A 15421-nucleotide genomic window follows, 5' to 3' on the forward strand; every position below is an offset into this window, starting at 1 on the left:
TGAACACGTGGCCGGCGGCCTCCAGCTCGGCGCGCAGGCGGGCGTGGTTCTCGATGATGCCGTTGTGCACGATCGACACCCGCCCGGCGATGTGCGGGTGCGCGTTGGCCTCGTTCGGCACGCCGTGGGTGGCCCAGCGGGTGTGCGCGATGCCGGTGCCGCCGGGCAGCGGGTCGGCCAGGTACAGCGCCTCCATCTCGCGCACCTTGCCCTTGGCGCGCACGCGCTGGATTTCGCCGCCGTCCAGCACGGCCACGCCGGAGGAGTCGTAGCCGCGGTATTCGAGCGCCTTCAGGCCGGCGATCAGCAGCGGGGCGACGTCGCGCTGGGCTACGGCAGCAACAATTCCGCACATCGGGGCAGTTTCCTTGGGTGGAGGACGGAGCCGCGGCTTTGCCACGGGCGGGCGGTCGCGCGTGGCCGGCATGGACGCAGGCTTTGGCGGGCCGCTCGACTCACTGACCGCTGCGTCGCCGAATGGTTCGGCCGGTCCGTGAAGCCGATGCGGTTAGCGGGACTTCGCACTGCATGTCGCCTTGCAGCCGGGCCCTGACGGCATGGATGCGCATACTTCCGGTTGCGCTTCCCAGCCCTGAGCGGCGCAGGGCGGCATGCATTTGGCCGTCCATCGCAGGCAGCCGTGATACCGCTGCCGATGTGTACGAGTGGTGAGCGGGCGCTCTGCGGGGTCTACTTTCCCCAGGTGGCGAACATCACCGCCACGGCCCCTGCCATTGCCGCCGTGGCCAGCCAGCCGAACAGTTTCAGCGGCCACGGCATGGTGAATTCGCCCATGACCTTGTTGCTGGAGCCCATCAGCATCATCGCGACCATCAGCGGCACGGCGGCGACGCCGTTGACCACCGCGCTCCAGTACAGCGCCTTGATCGGGTCGAGCGGGGTGAGGTTGAGCGCGATGCCGAGCAGGGCGGAGCCGATCAGCACGCCATAGAAGAACCTGGCCTCGTGCGGCTTGTGTTCGAGCCCGCTGCGCTGGCCGAACGCGCCGGCGGCGGCGTAGGCGGTGGCACCGGCCAGCACCGGCACGGCCAGCAGGCCGGTGCCGATGATGCCGGCAGCGAACAGCGCGAACGCCAGCTCGCCGGCCAGCGGCCGCAGCGCTTCGGCGGCCTGGGCCGAGGACTGGATGTCGGTCTTGCCGTGAGCGTGCAGCACCACGGCGGCGGTGAGGATGATGAAGAACGCTATCAGATTGGAGAAGATCATCCCCACCGTGGTGTCGATGCCGATCCGGCGCAGGGCGCTTGGCGCCTGTTGCGGCGCGTCCTGCAGTGGCTTGCGTCGTTTGCTCGTCTCGATCTCCTCCACTTCCTCGGAGGCCTGCCAGCAAAACAGATAAGGGCTGATGGTGGTGCCGAGCAGGGCGACCAGGCCCACGGCGTAGGCGGCGCTCCAGCTGATCGGCGGCAGCACGATGCTCTTCAGCACCGCGCGCCAGGGCACGTCGATTACCAGTACGGTGGCCACGTAGGCGAACAGGCTGAGGGTGAGCACCTTGAGGATCGGTGCGTAGCGAGTGAACGGAATGAACACCTGCAACAGCAGCGACAGCACGGCGAAGAGCGCGGCGTAGAGCAGGGCCGGGCCGCCGATCAGCAGCTGCAGCGCCGCGCCCATGGCGCCGATGTCGGCCGCCAGGTTGATCACGTTGGCGATGAAGATCAGCGCCAGCAGCGCATACACCAGCTTGCGCGGGTAGTGCAGGCGCATGCCGTCCATCAGGCCGTGGCCGGTGACGCGGCCGATGCCGGCGCTGATCGCCTGGATCGCGATCATCAGCGGCATGGTCAGGAATACGCACCACAGCATGCCGTAGCCGAACGCCGCACCTACCTGCGAATAGGTGGCGATGCCGCTGGGGTCGTCATCGGCGGCACCGGTGATCAGGCCGGCGCCGAGATCTTTCCAGGGCGGGGCTTCCCGACCGCCGTCTTCGGTGTTCTCGTGGGTGGCCATGCTGCTGTTTCCGCTGGGTGACCCCGTCCGGGGCCATGGCAGGCATCCATCTAGATGATGCGGCAATCCCGGGCCCCGCGTGTGACGAGGTGTCGCAGCGAAATTCACGGGCCGGGGTGTACACAATGCGCTGAACCGCATTCACGGGATGCCCCACCATGACTACCGATGCCGCCACCCGCCCGCCGCTCGACCACGACCAGTTGCGTGGCATCGACGCCTGGTGGCGCGCCGCGAATTACCTCTCGGTCGGGCAGATCTACCTGCGCGCCAATCCGCTGCTGAAGGAACCGCTGGCCCTGGCGCACATCAAGCACATGTTGCTTGGCCACTGGGGCACCACGCCTGGGCAGAACTTCATCTACGCGCACCTGAACCGGGTGATCCGGCAGTACGACCTGGACATGTTCTACATCTCCGGCCCCGGTCACGGCGGCCCCGCGGTGGTGGCGGGCGCGTACCTGGACGGCACCTACAGCGAGGTGTACCCGGACATCAGCCAGGACGAGGCGGGGCTGCAGCGCTTGTTCAAGCAGTTTTCCTTTCCGGGCGGCATTCCCAGCCACGCCTCGCCGGAATGCCCCGGCTCGCTGCATGAAGGCGGCGAACTCGGCTACTCGCTGAGCCACGCATTTGGCGCGGTGTTCGACAACCCGGGGCTGATCGCGGCCTGCGTGGTCGGTGATGGCGAGGCGGAAACCGGGCCGCTGGCCACGGCCTGGCATGCGAACAAGTTCCTCGACCCGGTGGGCGATGGTGCGGTGCTGCCGATCCTGCATCTGAACGGCTACAAGATCGCCAACCCCACGGTGCTGGCGCGGATCGGCCGCGACGAGCTGGAGTCATTGCTGCGCGGCTACGGCTGGACGCCGTATTTCGTGTCGGGCAGCGAACCGGCGGCGATGCACCAGGCGATGGCGGCGGCGCTGGATGCGGTGGTGGCGCAGATCCGGCAGATTCAGCGCGATGCGCGCGAACATGGCGTCACCGCGCGGCCGCGCTGGCCGATGATCGTGCTCGACTCGCCCAAGGGTTGGACCGGGCCGAAGTTGGTGGACGGCAAGCCGAACGAGGGTACCTTCCGCTCGCACCAGGTGCCGCTGTCGATCTCCGCCAGCAGCCCGCCGGAGCACCTGCAGCAGCTCGAGGCGTGGCTGCGCAGCTACCGGCCGGACGAGCTGTTCGACGCGCACGGCCGGCTGCGGCCGGAGATCGCCGCGCTGGCGCCAGCTGGCACGCGCCGGATGAGCGCGAACCCGCACACCAACGGCGGCCTGCTGTTGCGCGACCTGCGCCTGCCGGACTTCCGCGACTACGCGCTCGCGGTGCCGCAGCCGGGTGTGCGCGGCAGCGGCGATACGCGCGCGCTTGGGCCGTTCCTGCGCGACGTGATCCGGATGAACGAGTCGTCGCGCAACTTTCGCGTGTTCGGCCCGGACGAGACGGTATCCAACGGCCTCGGCGCCGTATTCGAGGCCACCAACCGCCAGTGGGAGGCCGCGCTGAAGCCGAACGACGAGTTTCTCGCCGCGCAGGGCCGGGTGGTCGAGATGCTCAGCGAGCACCAGTGCGAAGGCTGGCTGGAAGGCTACCTGCTGACCGGGCGGCACGGCCTGTTCAACTGCTATGAGGCGTTCATCCACATCGTCGATTCGATGTTCAACCAGCACGCCAAGTGGCTGAAGATGACCGCAGCGATTCCATGGCGACGCCCGCTGGCCTCGCTGAACTATCTGCTCGCCTCGCACGTGTGGCGGCAGGACCACAACGGCTTCACCCATCAGGACCCCGGCTTCATCGACCACGTGGTCAACAAGAAGGCGGAGATCGTGCGGGTCTACCTGCCGCCGGACGCGAACTGCCTGCTGTCGGTGATCGACCACTGCCTGCGCAGCCGGCACTACGTCAACGTGGTGGTGGCCGGCAAGCACCCGGCGCCGCAATGGCTGGCGATGGACGCGGCGCAGCGGCACTGCACCCTGGGCATCGGCCTGTGGCCGTGGGCCAGCAGCGACCAGCACGGCGAGCCCGACGTGGTGATGGCCTGCGCCGGCGACGTGCCCACGCTGGAGACGCTGGCGGCGGTGTCGATCCTGCGCCGCTACCTGCCGGAGCTGAAGCTGCGCGTGGTCAACGTGGTCGACCTGATGAAGCTGCAGTCACCCAGCGAGCATCCGCACGGCCTGGACGACGACGATTTCGACCAGCTGTTCACCCGCGACAAGCCGGTGATCTTCGCCTACCACGGCTACCCGAGCCTGATCCACCGGCTCACCTACCGGCGTACCAACCACGACAACCTGCACGTGCACGGCTACAAGGAGGAGGGCACCATCACCACCGCGTTCGACATGACCGTGCTGAACGCGCTGGACCGCTACCACCTGGTGATCGACGTGATCAACCGCGTGCCACAGGCGGGCGAGCGGGGCATCTACCTCAAGCAGAAGCTGCTGGACAAGCTGCTCGAGCACAAGCAGTACATCGACGACAACGGCGAGGACCTGCCGGAAATCCGCAACTGGGTGTGGGGTGCCGAGGACGCCGGCATGCTCTTGTAGGAGCCCGCTGGCGGGCGATGCTGTTGTTTTGGATCTTCATCCGGAGCATCAGGGCAACAGCATCGCCCGTCAGCGGACTCCTACAAAAAGCAGGCGGAAAATTCGAGTCGAAGTGCCGGTCAGGCGTGAACGAGCGCAGCGGCGGCCGTCGCGGCCACCCATTCCTCATTGGTGGCTTCCACCACCACCTTTACCCGGCTGGCGGTGCTGGAGATGACCGGCGCGTGGGCGGCATTCGCGGCCGGGTCGATCGCCACGCCGAGAAAACCCAGCCCGGCGCAGATGCGTTCGCGGATCACCGCCTGGTGCTCGCCGATGCCGGCGGTGAAGGCCAGCATGTCCAGTCCGTCCAGCGTAGCCGCCAGCGCGCCCACCTCGCGCACGATGCTGCGCACGTACAGCGCCAGCGCCTCGCGCACTGGTGGTTCGTCCTCGCGCGGCAGCAGCTCGCGCGGGTCGGAGGACACCCCGGAAACGCCGAACAGGCCGGACTCGTGGTACAGCATGCGGCCCACCCGTTCGAGCGACAGCTTGCCGATCTCCATCAGGTAGATCACCGCGCCGGGGTCCAGCGCGCCACAGCGCGTGCCCATCATCAGCCCGTCCAGCGCCGAGAAACCCATGGTGGTGGCGACGCTTCGCAGGTTGCGCATGGCGCACAGGCTGGCGCCGCTGCCCAGGTGCGCCACGATGGTGCGACCGCGCGCGCCGTCGCCGTAGTGCTCGCCCAACACCTGCGACTGGTACGCGTAGGACAGGCCGTGGAAACCGTAGCGGCGCAGGCCCTGCTCCCACGCCGAGCGCGGCAGCGGCAACATCTTCTCGACCGTCGGCATGCTCTGGTGGAAGGCGGTGTCGAAGCAGGCCACCTGCGGCAGTTGCGGCAGTTCGGTCAGCAGTGCGCTGATCGCCTCCAGCGCGAACGGCTGATGCAGCGGCGCCAGCGGGATATAGCTTTTCAGGTCGGCCAGCACCGCGGCATCGACCCGCACCGGCTCGAAGTACTTGCTGCCGCCGTGCACCACGCGGTGCGCGATCGCCACGATGCGGCGGCCGTGCAGGCGCGCCACGATGCGCTGGCGCAGGTAGGTCAGCGCGGCATGGTAGGGGTGCTCGCAGTCCAGCGTCAGCGTCTCGGCCGCGGCGCCGCTTTCGCTGAACACCGGGGTATCGCCGGTGATGCTTTCGACCTTGCCGCCCCACGCCGGCGTGCGCGCCAGCGGCGTCGCGCCCGCATCGAACAGCGCGAACTTGATGCTGGACGAACCGCAGTTCAGCACCAGGATGAGTGAGCCTGCGTTGCTGTCGTTCATGGCGGGCTGAGCCGGTAACGGTGGGCCACCAGCGCGGCGAGCGCGCATGAGGCGATGCGCGATTCGCGCGAGTCGGCGCGACTGGTCAGCACGATCGGCACGCGCGCACCCATCACCAACGCTGCGCTGCTGGCGCCGCCCAGGTATTCCAGCTGCTTGGCCAGCATGTTGCCGCTTTCCAGGTCGGGCACCAGCAGGATGTCGGCCAGGCCGGCCACCTCCGATTCGATGCCCTTGATCCGCGCAGCCGCGGCGGAGATCGCGTTGTCGAACGCCAGTGGCCCGTCCAGCACCGCACCGGTGATCTGGCCGCGGTCGGCCATCTTGCATAGCGCGGCGGCGTCGAGCGTGGTCTGCATGCGCGGGTTGACCGTCTCCACCGCGGCAAGGATCGCCACCCGCGGCGTGGTCACGCCGAGGATGTGCGCCAGGTCGATCGCGTTGCGCACGATGTCGGCCTTTTCCTCCAGCGTGGGCGCGATGTTGACCGCACCGTCGGTGATGATGAACGGGCGCGGGTACGCCGGGCTGTGCATCAGGTAGCAATGCGAGATGCGTCGCGCCGTGCGCAGGCCGGTCGCGGAAGCCACCACGGCGGCCATCAGCTCGTCGGTGTGCAGGCTGCCCTTCATCAGTGCATCGACGCGGCCGCCGGCGGCCAGCTCGACCGCACGCGCGGCGGCGGCGTGGCTGTGCGGCACATCCTCGGTGGCGATGCCATCAAGATCGAGCCCGGCCTTGCGCGCCACCTCCGCGAGTTTTGCCTGCGGCGCCACCAGCACCGGTTCGATCAGGCCGGCCGCGCGTGCGTCCAGCGCGGCGCCGAGGCTGGTTTCGTCGCAGGGATGGACCACCGCCACGCGGATCGCACCCAGTGCCAGCGCGCGAGCAATCAGCGGGCGGCCATCGCCGTCTGGCAGGCGCACTGCCGGCAGGCGGGTAGCGGCGTACTCGATGTGTTCGGCGGCCGCGATCACCTCCACCGTGCCGTCGATCGTCAGCACGCCGTGCTGGTTGACGCCGCGGCAGGCGAAGCGGATCTGCCGGGTGGCGGCATCCCGCGCGATCGCCTGCACCTGCACCGCCAGCGTGTCGCCGATGCGCACCGGCGCGTGGAAACGCAGCGACTGTTCCAGGCAGGCGCTGCCGGCGCCCGGCAGGCGCGTGCCCAGCGCGGTGGCAATCAGCGCCACGCCCCACATGCCGTGGCCGATCATGTCGTGGAAGGCGGGCGAGGCGGCGCATGCCGGATCCAGCCGCTGCGGATCGTCGTCGCCATACAGGGTCGCCAGCAGCTGCACGTCGGCGGCGGTCAGCACGCGCTCGACCGTCGCGCTGTCGCCTAGGGCGATCTCGTCGAAAGTGCGGTTGCGGATCAGCGGCGCGGCGGTGTCGGGCGTGGTCTGGTCCATGCTTCGGTTCCGGTCGGTGTCGGCAGGTCCGGCGGCGCCGGTGCGGACAGCGTAGCGCCGTCGCCCCCGGTGCGTCGAAGCGGCATTCAGCCGCGCACGTCGGGAACCTCGACCGGGCCGGTGCCGGCGCTGCGTTTCAGCAGCCACGCCAGCACCGGCGGCGTCACCATCGCGGTGAGCAGCGACATCGCCACGATGATCGCGTAGACGCGGTTGTCGAACACGCCGGCGGCCAGCCCCAGGGTGGCGACCACGATGCCGACTTCGCCGCGCGGCACCATGCCGAAGCCGATGATGGTGGCGCTGCGCGTGCCCAGCGAGAGCGAGCCGAGCCAGCCGCCGACCAGCTTGGAGACGATCGCGATCGCGGTGACCACGGCCAGCATCCACAATGCCTCTGCACTGGCCAGCTCGTGCAGGTCGACCTTGCTGCCGGTGACCACGAAGAAGAACGGGGTGAGCAGGGCCAGCAGCGGCTGGGTCTGCTTTTCCAGGGTGTGCTGCTGGCGCGTTTCCGAGGCGATCATGCCGGCCAGGAACGCGCCGATGATCGCGGCCAGGCCGAAGCGGGTGGACAGCCAGGCCAGCCCCAGGCACAACGCCAGCACGATCATCAGCGGCGAATGCGGGCCCAGTGGCTTGTCCAGCCAGCTGGAGTTCCAGCGCATCACCCGCGTGCCGCCCCAGCCGATCACCGCGATGAAGCCGACCGCACCGGCCAGCACCGCCAGCAGGTGCGCGGCGTCGATGTTGCCGCCCCCCTGCAGCGACACCACCACGCCGAGCAGCAGCATGGCCAGTACGTCGTCGATCACCGCGGCACCGAGGATCACCTTGCTCTCGATGCGCTGAAGTGCATTGAGTTCCTGCAGCACGCGCGCGGTGATGCCGGCCGAGGTGGCCACGAACGCGGCCGCGACGAACAGCGAGCGGTCCCAGTCGAGACCGTTGCCGTGGGCCCATACGCTGCCCATGCCGAACGGCACCAGCACCCCGACCACGCCGACCGTAAACGCCACCTTGCCGACCTTCTTCAGGTCCTCCAGCCGCGTTTCCAGGCCCACCGCGAACAGCAGCAGGATCACGCCGAGCTCGGCCAGCACGTCGAGCGGGGTGCCGGTGGCGATCTGTTCGGGCGTGATCCAACCCAGCAGCGAAGGGCCGATCGCGCAGCCGGCAGCGATCTCGCCGACCACGCCGGGCAGCTTCAGCCGTTGCGCGATCTCGCCGCCGATCTGGGCAGCGACGAACACGACGAACAGGGTGAACAGGATCTCGCTGGCGTGGTGCATGCGGCGCGTGCCCGGGCTTTCGACAAAGACTGCATGCTACATGCAGGCTCCGCGTCAGGCAGCGCCGCTAGTGCGCGCGGCGGCACCGGACGGCGGACGGTCGTGCCGCAGCCGGCTGAACACGCTGCTGGCCGCTGCGGTGATCGCCGCGAGCATGACCATCGTCCAGCGGAACGCCATCACGTAGTCCTCGTGGGCATGGCCCTGCAGCATCGCCTGCATCAGCAAGGTAGACAGCGCGATGCCGAAGCTCATCGCCAGGTACTGCACGGTCGAGGCCATTGACGAGGCCATCGAGGCATGCCGGATGTCCAGGTCGGCGTAGATCAGCGTATTCATGGTGGTGTACTGCAGGCCGGCGAAGCCACCGTAGGCGAAGGTCAGCAGCGCGATCACCCACACCGGCGAGCCCGGGCCGAGCAGGGCGAACGCCGCCAGCAGCACGGCCACGATCAGCGTGTTGCCCAGCAGCAGGCGGCGGTAGCCGTAGCGCACCAGCGCGCGGTTCACTGCCCACTTCGCGATGATCGAGCCAAGCGCCTGCGGCACCATCATCAGACCAGCCATCAGCGGCGACCAGCCGCAGCCGACCTGCAGGAACAGTACCAGCAGCAGGAACATGCCGGAGATGCCGAGCCGGGTGAACAGGCCGCCGGCCAGCGACACCCACACGCTGCGCACCTTCAACAGGGTCAGGTCCGCCACCGGATGTTCGGTATGCCGGCTGTGCCATACGTAAACTGCGCCGAGCAGCACGGCGAGCAGGGCGCACAGACCCATCCACAGCCACGGTACCGGGGTGCTGCCGGCCAGCTCCGAGGCGGTGAGCAGCAAGGCCGAGGCGGCACCGAACAGCAGGAAGCCGGGCAGGTCGAAGCGGTTGGCGCGGTCGAGCCGATAATCGGGCATGTCGCGCTTGTTCATCCACACGCCGGCAAGCGCCACCGGCACGTTGATCAGGAAGATCAGCCGCCACGAGGTGAACTCCACGATCGCGCCGCCCAGCAGCGGCCCCAGCACCGAGCCGAGCAGGCCGAATGTGGCCACCGTGCTCATTGCCCGCACGAACTCGCGCTTGTCGATGCTGCGCACCAGCACGTAGCGCCCCACCGGCATCAGCGCGGCGCCGCCGACACCCTGCACCACGCGCGCGGCGACCAGCTGCGGCAGCGTCTGTGCGATGCCGCACAACAGCGAACCCAGGCCGAACACCACGATTGCGGCACCGAACACGCGCCGCGTGCCTAAGCGGTCGCACAGCCACGGACTGGCCGGGATCAGGATCGCCAGGGTCAGCACGTAGCTGGTCAGCGCGGTGCGCATGCCCAGCGGGGTCACCCCGAGCGCTTCGGCCATCGCCGGCACCGCGGTGTTGACCACGGTGGAATCCAGCGCCTGCATGAAGAATGCGGCGGCCACCAGCCACAGCAGGCCACGGAAGCGCTCCCGCGTGGAAATATCACGCAAATCAGCCGTATCCGTCGTTGGCACGGGGGCGTCAGAGGCGACGGCGTGAGTGTCCGCAGCGGTTTGGGGAGGCATTTTCCGCATGGTAACTGCTATGAAAGCTTGATTTTCTCTGGCGGTATCAGCACAGTGGACCTTGTTTCATCTGCCAGTCATGCCCAGATAGGCATAACGGCCACTAACAACCACACGCGCCGGGGCGGCTTCGTTCCGGCGTGTGCTTTTGTGCGGCAGGAGCCGCGAGTATCAGGAAAAGTCATGAGCAAGCCACCGATCACTGTTTCCCGCATCGACATGGAACGCATCGAAGCGTTGCTGGAGCGCCTGCCGCCCGTCGAGGCCGACAAGCTCGATGCGCTGCGCGCGGAACTGGATCGTGCCGACGTGGTCGAGCCGGCGGCGATGCCGGACCACATCGTGACGATGAACTCTACCGTCACCTTCGAGGACGAGAGCAATGGCGAAAAGCTGACCCTGACCCTGGTGTATCCGGCGGCTGCGGGTACGCCCGGCACGGTGTCGATCCTGGCGCCGGTGGGCAGCGCACTGCTCGGGCTGGCGCAGGGCCAACAGATCGACTGGCCCACGCCGGACGGCCGCAAGCGCCGCCTGAAGGTGCTGGAGATCGCCTACCAGCCGGAAGCGGCGGGGCACTTCCACCGCTGAGTCGCATCGCGCGCCGGTGTCGTTAAACTGCGGGGAGATCCGATGGAGACCCGCATGACCGCACACCCGGCCCCGGCCGAGACTATCGCCCGCGCCGCCGCGCTGCGGGCGCAGATCGAGCAGGCCAACTACCGCTATCACGTGCTCGACGACCCGGACATCACCGACGCCGAGTACGACCGGCTGATGCGCGAGCTGGAGGCGCTGGAGGCCGAATACCCCGTGCTGGCCACGGCCGATTCGCCGACGCGCAAGGTCGGCGCGCGTGCCAGCGGTGGCTTTGCCGAGGTGCGCCATGCGATCCCGATGCTGTCACTGGGCAACGCGTTCGAGCAGGACGGTGACAGCGATCGCGACCGCTTCCGTGAGGTGGCGGAGTTCGAGCGGCGCATCGAGCAGACCACGAAACGGAGCGACCCCGTTTTCTCGGTGGAACCCAAACTCGACGGCCTGGCGATCAGCCTGCGCTACGAGCACGGCGTATTCGTGCAGGGCGCCACCCGCGGCGACGGCGAGACCGGCGAGGACGTGACCGCGAACCTGCGCACGGTGCGCGCCATTCCCTTGAAGCTGCGCGGCAAGGGCTGGCCCGACGTGCTGGAAGTGCGCGGCGAAGTGATCATGCTGCACAAGGATTTCGAGGCGTTCAACGAATACGCCCGCAAGCACGGCGAGAAGCCGCTGGCGAACCCGCGCAACGGCGCGGCCGGTTCGCTGCGCCAGCTCGACCCGGCGGTCACCGCGAAACGGCGGCTGAGCTTCTTCGCCTACGCGGTGGGCGAGGTCGAGGGCGGCGAGCTGCCGCCGACCCATTCGGCCACGCTGCGCCAGCTGCGCGAGTGGGGCTTCCCGGTATCGCCGGAAGTGGACACCGCGCGCGGCTTCGACGGGCTGATCGCCTACTACCACCGCATCGGCGGCAAGCGCGACAGCCTGCCGTATGACATCGACGGCGTGGTCTACAAGCTGGATGACTACGCCGGCCAGCGCAAGATGGGCTTCGTCTCGCGCGCGCCACGCTGGGCGCTCGCACACAAGTTCCCCGCGCAGGAGCAAACCACCACGGTCGAGGCGATCGAGATCCAGATCGGCCGCACCGGCGCGGCCACCCCGGTGGCGCGGCTGGCACCGGTGCAGGTGGCTGGCGTCACCGTCACCAACGCCACCCTGCACAACGCCGACCAGGTGGCGCGGCTGGACGTGCGCGTGGGCGACACGGTGATCGTGCGTCGCGCCGGCGACGTGATCCCGGAAGTGGTGCGCGTGATGACTGAGCTGCGGCCGCCGCATACGCATCCCTGGCACATGCCCGCACGCTGCCCGGTGTGCGGTTCCGAGCTGCTGCGCGAGGAGGGCGAGGCGGCGTATCGCTGCTCCGGCGGGCTGATCTGCGCCGCGCAGCGCAAGGAGGCACTGATCCACTTCGCCTCGCGCCGCGCCATGGATATCGAAGGCCTGGGCGAACGCTTCGCCGAGGCGCTGGTGGAGCTGGACATCGTGCACTCGCCGGCCGACCTGTACGGCCTGAGTGTGGACGATTTCGTCGAGATGAAGCGCCGCATCGACGAGCGTGATGGGACTACGCCGGAAACGGTCAAGGCCGGCAAGATAGCGACCAAGTGGGCGGAAAACCTGGTGGCCGGGATCGAGGCCAGCAAGCACACCACGCTGGCGCGCTTCCTGTACGCGCTGGGCATCATGCACATCGGCGAGAGCACGGCGAAGACGCTGGCGGGGTGGCTGGGCCGGCTGGAGTTCGTGCGCAGCATGCCGGCGGCGGTGCTGCGCGTGCTGCCGGACATCGGCAGCGAAGTGGCCACCTCGATCGCCGGCTTCTTCGCACAGGCGGGCAACGAGCAGGTGGTCGACGCGCTGCTCGACGCCGGCATCACGTTCAGTGACGAGGGCGCGCCGTCGCCGCTGCTGCGCGATCGTCTGAATCTCGGCGTGTTGCTGGGCATGGCCAACATCAACAAGCTCGGCCCGAAGAGCTGCGCGCTGCTGGCGCAACACTTCCCCACGCTCGACCAGTTGCTGGCCGGCGGACCGGCGCACTGGATCACCGCCGGTGTGCCGCAGGCAGCCGCGGCCAGTCTGGAAAAACACCTTGCCGACCCGGCCGCACTGGCCGGGCTGCGCGAGGGCGAGGCGGCGATGCAGCGCCTGCTCAAGGCGATCCCGCATACGGCCAAGGCGACGGCCGCACCGCTGGAGGGACAAACCTTCGTGCTCACCGGCACGCTGGCCTCGCTCAGCCGCGACGAAGCGAAGGATCGACTCGAGTCGCTGGGCGCCAAGGTGTCCGGCTCGGTGTCGAAGAAGACCAGCGTGGTGGTCGCCGGTGAAGCGGCCGGCTCCAAGCTGGACAAGGCGCAGGAGCTGGGCGTGCCGGTGTGGGACGAGGCGCAGCTGCTGGCCCTGCTCGGCCAGCACGAGGCGGGCTGATGGGTCTCGCCCCGCGGGCCGCCCTGCAACTGCGCGCACGACTGTACGCGCTGCTGCGCGCGTTCTTCGCCGAGCGCGGCGTGCTGGAAGTGGAAACGCCGATTCTCTCCGCCGCCGGCAATACCGAGCCGAACATCGAGAGCTTCAGCACGATGTTCAGCGGCCATGTCGACGCCGGCGCGCGCGAGCGCTGGCTGCGCACCTCGCCGGAGTACCCGCTGAAGCGGCTGCTCGCCGCCGGCATCGGCGACTGCTACGAGCTGGGCCGGGTGTTCCGCAACGGCGAGGCGGGCGGCCGGCACAACCCCGAATTCACCATGCTGGAGTGGTACCGGGTGGGCTGGGACCATCGCCGGCTGATGCAGGAAACCGTCGCGTTGGTCGAGGCGGCGCTGGCGATGGTGGAGCGGCGCGCCGAGCTGGTGGTGACGAGCTACCGCCAGCTGTTCCTCGACGAGCTGGGCATCGATCCGGCGCATGCCGCCATCGACACGCTGCGCGCGCCGCTGGCCGAGTCCGGCATCGATCCGGCGGGCCTGGGTCACGACGACTGGCTCGACCTGCTGATCACGCACAAGCTGCAACCAGCGTTTCCGCGTGACCGCATCACGGTGATCCACGACTACCCGGCCAGCCAGTGCGCCCTGGCGAAAGTCCGCCCCGACGAACCGCCGCTGGCCGAGCGTTTCGAGCTGTACCTGGGCCGCTACGAACTGGCCAACGGCTACCACGAGTTGAACGATGCCGCCGAGCAGCGCATGCGTTTCGAGCGCGACAACGCGCGCCGCCGGCAGCGCGGCCTGCACGAAGTTCCACTGGACGAGCGCCTGCTCGGCGTGCTCGACGCGCTGCCCGACTGCGCCGGCGTGGCGCTGGGCGTGGAGCGGCTGCTGATGTGCCTGGCCGATACCGACGCGATCGCCGACGTGCTGGCGTTCGCGTTTTCCGAAGCCTGATGTGGCTGCCAGAAATCCGCGGCCCCGTGGTCGAGAGGGGCCGCGGCATGATTGCCGACGATCTTCCGAAGGTGGCTATGGCGCGATGAAGCGCATCGCCAGCGCGCGACGCTCCAGCAGGCCCACCGCTGGCTGATCCTGCAGGAGCAGGTCGTGCAGTTCGTACGGCGCGCCAATGCCCTGCAGGCTGACCGGATCGTAGTGCAGGGTGAGCTGGCCATCGCCGGCCGGCAGCCACGCCGCTGATTGCGCGAATGCCGCCGGCACCATCGAGCCGTCGTCAGCACGTCCGTACAGCACGGCGGAAACCGCATAGCGGCTGTCGGCGCGGGCCGTCACGCCAAACGCGATGTCGATGCCGTGGTCCGTCGCGCGGGCGGTGCTGGCCAGCCCGCTGAGGCGGGCCACCGGCGCGGCCGCGGCGAACACGGTGGTGGTGTCGCGGCGGATCTCGTGGCCGGCGCTGTCCCTGCCCACGGTGAAGCCGTGCACTTCCCATAGCCCGGGCGTGCCCTGGATGCCGCGTGGACTGACGTCGGCGGCGAAGCTGCCATCGGCCTGGCGACGGAAGGTCAGCGACGTGCTGCTGCCGTCCGGCGCCCGCAGCAGGCCACCGACCGAACTGAGCGGCAGCTCGCGGTCCTGATCCTGCAGCGCCACCCGCACGTGCACGCTCTGGCCCTGCAACAGGTCGCCACGATCGGCCTTCGCGGTGGCGGTGAATGGACTCTGCGGTTCGTATACGTGCACCACGTAACGGCCGTTGGCCGCCGGCACGCGCAAGGTGGCGACGCCGCTGCCGAGTTCGGGCCGGAGCTGCATCACCAGTGACGCCGCCGGCACGTCCATGCCGGCCGCATGCAGCGCGGCGGCATCGGCCAGCTGCCGGCTGGCGGCATTCGCGTTCAACGATTGCCGGCCCAGCTGCAGTTGCACGCCGGCCGGATCCAGCTTGCCGACCGCCGCGTTGCCGGGGCTGAGCCGGATGATTGCGCCGGGTGCGCTCAACGGCAGTGACAGGCCGAACCTGAGTTCGCTGGCCGAGACGTCGCGCCAGTATTCACGGCTGTCGCGTGCGAACGGCGCTGGCTGCGACTCGAGTGCGGCGTCGTGCGGCAACGGCCAGCTCACGTGGAGCGGGGCGAGTTCCACACGCAGTTCGGGCGTCGCCGTGATCGGCTGCGCGGGACGCGGCGTGGCGGTGCGTGCCTGCAGCACGGTGGGCACCAGGTCGCCCTGCTGCGGCGGCAGCAGCACCTGGCTGCCGGCCATCGCCGGCGCGGCCAGACAGATCGCCAGCAAGGGCGTTGTGAGAAGAATGCTTGGCTTCAT

10 protein-coding genes and 1 pseudogene are annotated in these 15421 nt (G+C 69.0%); 4 read left to right on the forward strand and 7 right to left on the reverse strand.

The genetic code is table 11. The features are described 5' to 3' along the window. Together UUA_RS08740 and UUA_RS08745 are read right to left on the reverse strand one after the other, a co-directional pair. A pseudogene (locus UUA_RS08740) lies at window positions 1-355 on the reverse strand (glutamine--fructose-6-phosphate transaminase (isomerizing)); the annotation flags it as partial. A gap of 335 nt (window positions 356-690) precedes the next feature. After that, a complete protein-coding gene (locus UUA_RS08745) occupies window positions 691-1977 on the reverse strand; it encodes an NRAMP family divalent metal transporter (RefSeq protein WP_008436040.1) in 1287 nt (428 codons plus the stop codon). Between the two features lie 158 nt (window positions 1978-2135). Between UUA_RS08745 and UUA_RS08750 the strand changes: the two genes are divergently transcribed. Next, entirely contained in the window at window positions 2136-4538 is a 2403-nt protein-coding gene (locus tag UUA_RS08750) for a phosphoketolase family protein (RefSeq protein WP_008436042.1), read from the forward strand. Between the two features lie 119 nt (window positions 4539-4657). On the opposite strand, the gene UUA_RS08755 is transcribed toward UUA_RS08750, so the two are convergent. From UUA_RS08755 to UUA_RS08770, 4 genes are all read right to left on the reverse strand, one after another. Beyond that, on the reverse strand, window positions 4658-5851 hold the full coding sequence (locus tag UUA_RS08755; RefSeq protein ID WP_008436043.1) for an acetate/propionate family kinase: 1194 nt from the start codon (window positions 5849-5851) through the stop codon (window positions 4658-4660). Continuing rightward, window positions 5848-7263 (reverse strand): bifunctional enoyl-CoA hydratase/phosphate acetyltransferase, encoded by a 1416-nt coding sequence (locus UUA_RS08760; RefSeq protein ID WP_008436045.1) that lies wholly within the window; start codon window positions 7261-7263, stop codon window positions 5848-5850. The genes UUA_RS08755 and UUA_RS08760 overlap by 4 nt, the downstream gene beginning before the upstream one ends. Window positions 7264-7349: 86 nt before the next feature. After that, window positions 7350-8555, reverse strand: a complete 1206-nt coding sequence (locus UUA_RS08765) for a cation:proton antiporter (RefSeq protein ID WP_008436046.1) — start codon at window positions 8553-8555, stop codon at window positions 7350-7352. 54 nt (window positions 8556-8609) lie between these two features. Then, window positions 8610-10022 (reverse strand): MFS transporter, encoded by a 1413-nt coding sequence (locus tag UUA_RS08770; protein WP_008436048.1) that lies wholly within the window; start codon window positions 10020-10022, stop codon window positions 8610-8612. Between the two features lie 258 nt (window positions 10023-10280). Between UUA_RS08770 and rnk the strand changes: the two genes are divergently transcribed. The 3 genes from rnk to epmA are packed head-to-tail and all read left to right on the forward strand — an operon-like array spanning window position 10281 to window position 14089. Then, window positions 10281-10688: a nucleoside diphosphate kinase regulator gene (rnk, locus tag UUA_RS08775; protein ID WP_008436049.1), complete on the forward strand. Its 408-nt coding sequence runs from the start codon at window positions 10281-10283 to the stop codon at window positions 10686-10688. A 54-nt stretch (window positions 10689-10742) separates the two neighbouring features. Further along, the gene (gene ligA / locus UUA_RS08780) at window positions 10743-13133 is read left to right on the forward strand and encodes an NAD-dependent DNA ligase LigA (RefSeq protein ID WP_008436051.1); all 2391 of its coding nucleotides are present in this window, start codon (window positions 10743-10745) and stop codon (window positions 13131-13133) included. Continuing rightward, window positions 13133-14089, forward strand: a complete 957-nt coding sequence (gene epmA, locus UUA_RS08785; RefSeq protein ID WP_008436068.1) for an EF-P lysine aminoacylase EpmA — start codon at window positions 13133-13135, stop codon at window positions 14087-14089. The genes ligA and epmA overlap by 1 nt, the downstream gene beginning before the upstream one ends. Before the next feature lie 75 nt (window positions 14090-14164). On the opposite strand, the gene UUA_RS08790 is transcribed toward epmA, so the two are convergent. Next, entirely contained in the window at window positions 14165-15421 is a 1257-nt protein-coding gene (locus UUA_RS08790) for a DUF4785 domain-containing protein (protein ID WP_235605847.1), read from the reverse strand.

The sequence above is a fragment of the Rhodanobacter thiooxydans LCS2 genome (genome assembly GCF_000264375.1).
GTDB lineage: Bacteria > Pseudomonadota > Gammaproteobacteria > Xanthomonadales > Rhodanobacteraceae > Rhodanobacter > Rhodanobacter thiooxydans.